Source organism: Caldalkalibacillus mannanilyticus JCM 10596, assembly GCF_000615945.1.
Classification (GTDB): Bacteria; Bacillota; Bacilli; order Caldalkalibacillales; family JCM-10596; genus Bacillus_AT; species Bacillus_AT mannanilyticus.
The window spans coordinates 1-2,883 of record NZ_BAMO01000082.1; the positions used below are offsets into that span (position 1 = coordinate 1).

Sequence of the window (2,883 nt, forward strand, 5' to 3'; positions counted from 1 at the left end):
ATTCCTATCTTCTGCTAACCAATCTGAAATGATTTCGCCCCATTTTTCCTCATACAACATCCCTTTCTTCTTATTGTTTTTTTTCTTAGGTAAGTGATCTTGGTCTGCATACTTCTTAGCAGTTCTCCAATTAATTCCTAGTGTTTTTTCTATTTTTGTTATCGATAGACCTTTGTTATTACGTAGGTGTTTGATACAATAAATATCAGACATTGCTAGCATTCCTTTCAGCCTCCACTATGATTGATTCGACACCAATAACAGTAGAGGGACTTGGGGTGGCTGGCAAGTCTTTTTTTATATTAAGTAAAGTGCAGAACTCTGCATTTTTCCTTTGCAAAGCTCTGCACTTCTATTTTGCAATAAACAAGTAGGTAGTAATTTTGTTTCAGATGTGTACGTTTTATCGTATGCATCTAAATTTTACAGAAATATATGGCTACTCTGCGAATAATGTACTAGGTATCTTACACGATTTGATTAATTTGAGGATTACGTTGTTGTCTAGAATCACTGTAATTGTGGTTTGAAGCAAAACTTAACAATGGGTCTTTAGAGGTATTAATAGTATTTTTCAAATAGCCAAGTGTAAAGTTTAGGGATACTGCTCGTACGATAATATGAATATTATGGTATACCTATTTGCAGGGAAATATGATTTTTGGCCTATTTACTGCAAGTGTAGAGGAGTCAAATATACTTTGCATCTTATACTAGCCTATGATATAGTATAATAAGTAATAAATGGAAAATATTTGACGAATAGTGTCGTTAGATGTTGAGAAGCTAGAATTTGATCCTTGGTGTTAATTGGCTATTTTTCACTCCGTAAAATGTCTAACAATTCTAAATTTAAAAGATCCACTAATTGTAGGTGAACTAAATGTTGTTAAGAAAAAGAATATTACATCTACTTGAACATGGAGAAACAAGAAGTAAATTAGCTAAAATTGCTGGAGTTACTAATTCTAACATAGGAAGATTTATTGAGGGTGGGAACCTAGATTTTTATGCAGCCACTAAGATTGTTAGAGATTATTGGCCTGAAGAAGAACAGGATTTAATGACAGATTTTAGCAGGAACATGAAGAGAAATGCTAAAATTGCCATGGAATATGCGTTTGTGACTAGAAATCGTGAACTGCAGAAGGAGCTTATTCAAACTTTCAAGAAATCTAAAGGTCGCCTTGAACGGGAATGGGCTAAAATTTATAACATTGAATTTTTAAGAACTATCGAACAGATTAAGCCTGGGGAAATTATTGAGAAATTAGAGAATAAATTTTTTGAAACTCTAGAAATGAAAATATATTCCAATATCTTACTTTCCTATGCTTACTACGATATCAATGAATTTACTCAGTCACTAAATAAGTTATTGTCGATTGAATATAAAGTTGCAGACATTTCAAATGAATTGATTAGAAGATGCTATACCTCTAGAATGGGTCAGGTGCTTTCATCTATATACTTCTACAAAGATAATGAAAAAATGAGCAAGAAATACTATTATCTTGTTCTCGAACATGCGATTGATGAAGTATCATTAGCTTCCACTTATCACTCATTAGGGTTCATTTATTTTTATAGTGACCTAGAATTAGCACTTTCTAACTTGGAAAGATCAAGGGCAATGTATATATGTGGAGGAAGTCCAAAAAAAACTCAGCAAGTTGAAAATACCATTAATTTTGTTCAAATCTATCACGGGATAAAGCCTTCTTATTTAAAAGTGAGTGATGACTTTAAAGATCTTCATAATTTAGCATTTTACTACATACGTATGGGTCAATCTACCAAAGCTAAACAACTATTAGAGCAAATTAATATGGATGAGCTAAGCAACTACTACAAAGCATTTCACTATTATTACCTTGGGGAATTAACCTTAGATGACACTTATTATTACGATTCCATTATTGAATTTATAGAGGCTGGAAATGATTTCTTCCTTAGACTGCCCATTGAGGGGCTCAGAAAGAATGGGGCATCAGAAAAACTGTTACAAGTATTAATATATAGGAGGAAAGGGAAGCGATTGAAATGAAGTGTATTTTCACATCTGATTACTAACAGTTGCAGCATTGCTTCAGAGAAGTTAATAGCTAGAATACACACACTAAAATACTCAATTAGTTTTTTCCGTATAAAGAGAATAAACTAACTTTCTTCTACTTGAATATTAGTTCATTACAATGCTAGTTCAAAAATTTGTTTTGCGGCATTGTTTTCGTGACGAACCTAACACCATTCTCTTTTGGTAGTTAGACTTTAGTGGCTTTGAAACGTAGTCTAGTGAGCATAGTAATTGTTGTTAGTGCAGGAGAGGTATTTGATAACTCAAATATTATAGGTATACAAAGTATAATTAAGCCTATAAAGCACTACGGCCCCTAAACGTCCTAATACACACAAGGCATTGAGTAATTTATTTATATACTATCGTTTAATTAAATAATTTAGCTTTGTTCAGAAGTATACGAAATGACGCCCCTAAAATAGGTGGCGTCTTTAATACTTTGTAGAGAATTTGCACTTTCTGTTGAATGTCAAAAAGTGTAAATAAGAGAATGCCAGTGAGTATAAAATAGATTTAAATGACCAAGAAAAATCAAATTGCGCAACCCAGGCCTCTGTATTATAAAAAATACTTACGAGTGTCGGATTACGAGGTCTTTAGGCAATTCCTATCGGGATGTTTCGATAATAATTTTATCTTTCGGGGGTTAAGTGTTATAACACTGTTTTCTATTTTTTTGAAGGTATTAATATATTTCTAAAAATTTCGAGAATAAACAAGGAGTTTATAAAGAAGTTTTAGCTAATATTTTCGAACTCTTTTTCTAAACAAAGAAGATTGAAGGCAAATGTTTAATATTGGGG

Annotated in this window: 1 protein-coding gene and 1 pseudogene; one reads left to right on the top strand and one right to left on the bottom strand. The window is 32.3% G+C overall.

Translation table 11 applies throughout. The features are described 5' to 3' along the window. A pseudogene (locus JCM10596_RS27145) lies at positions 1 to 222 on the bottom strand (IS21 family transposase); the annotation flags it as partial. Between the two features lie 661 nt (positions 223 to 883). Between JCM10596_RS27145 and JCM10596_RS22660 the strand changes: the two are divergent. After that, positions 884 to 2,047, top strand: coding sequence for an AimR family lysis-lysogeny pheromone receptor (locus JCM10596_RS22660; RefSeq protein ID WP_025029043.1), 1,164 nt, complete (start codon positions 884 to 886; stop codon positions 2,045 to 2,047). Positions 2,048 to 2,883: the final 836 nt, after the last annotated feature.

What these genes read in the sequence shown, in the direction of transcription:
- JCM10596_RS22660 (WP_025029043.1), top strand. Translation starts at nt 884, where the DNA reads ATGTTGTTAAGAAAAAGAATATTACATCTACTTGAACATGGAGAAACA.